Below are 1,240 nucleotides of genomic sequence, written 5' to 3' on the forward strand. Positions count from 1 at the left end.
TGGCTACATCAACGCTGGCCGTCCGGTGGTACGTAATCGTCGCTGTCTTGCTTGGCGCTACCGTTGCCCCAGTGTTTCCATTAATGAAGCGTACGGTTTCCGTTGCGGTCCGGTTCAGGCTAGCCGCATCTACACCCGCTGGATACTTTGGTCCATCAGTGTTTTCGGGGTCCACTGGCGTTCCTGGGTCCTGCGGACCAACCTGACTTGGGTCATCACCGGCAGGAGTCTGCGGGTTGACCGTGATCGTTGCTGGGTAGTAGTAAACCGTTAACGTCACATCGGCGGCGGTGTCATCAACTAGTGCTGGCACTTCCGTTTGATCTGGCGTTAAGTTGTCGGCTGAAGCTGCGGGAACCGCCGCAAACGTATCGCTACCATCAGCCGTCCATGCACCGTAGGTGACCGTACCCGTGGCTACATCAACGCTGGCTGTCCGGTGATACGTGATCGTCGCCGTCTTGCTTGGCGCAACTGTTGCTCCGGTGTCGCCATTGATGAAGCGTACTGTTTCTGTTGCCGTCCGGTTCAGACTAGCGGTATCCACACCCGCTGGATACTTTGGCCCATCGGGATCATCAGGATCCACTGGCGTCCCTGGGCCTGCGGACCGACCTGACTTGGGTCATCACCGGCAGGAGTCTGCGGGTTGACCGTGATCGTCGCTGGGTAGTAGTAGACCGTTAGCGTCACATCGGCGGCGGTGTCATCAACTAGTGCTGGTACTTCCGTTTAGTCTGGCGTTAAGCCTGCTTTCGTCGCTGCTGGTACTGCGGCGAACGTATTGTTGTCCGTTTCCCATGCACCGTAGGTGACCGTACCCGTGGCTACATCAACGCTGGCTGTCCGGTGATACGTGATCGTCGCCGTCTTGCTTGGCGCAACCGTTGCCCCAGTGTTCCCATTGATAAAGCGTACGGTCTCCGTTGCCGTCCGGTTCAGGCTAGCCGCATCAACACCTGCTGGATACTTTGGTCCATCAGTGTTTTCGGGGTCCACTGGTGTTCCTGGGTCCTGCGGACCAACCTGACTGGGATCATCACCGGCAGGAGTCTGCGGGTTGACCGTGATCGTTGAACGATAATACGTAACCACAACAGTCTGATTAACGCCATCATCGTTATCAAAGGTACTTACACCCTTACGACCGTCGCTATCAATAACGTAACCATTGAAATCATAATTAATGGCTTTGCCATTGGCATCCGTACTGTAATCAATGTCTCCAGAACTCGTCCCA

General features: G+C 55.8%; 2 protein-coding genes. Both read right to left on the minus strand.

Annotated features, from left to right (window positions below; translation table 11 throughout):
- Positions 1-589 (minus strand): mucin-binding protein (locus JCM13996_RS10205; RefSeq protein ID WP_439646485.1); only part of this gene is annotated, 589 nt, incomplete at its 3' end.
- A 143-nt stretch (positions 590-732) separates the two neighbouring features.
- A partial coding sequence (locus JCM13996_RS11185; protein ID WP_439646486.1) for a mucin-binding protein occupies positions 733-1,240 on the minus strand: 508 nt, incomplete at its 5' end.

The organism is Lacticaseibacillus thailandensis DSM 22698 = JCM 13996 (assembly GCF_001312865.1).
GTDB lineage: Bacteria > Bacillota > Bacilli > Lactobacillales > Lactobacillaceae > Lacticaseibacillus > Lacticaseibacillus thailandensis.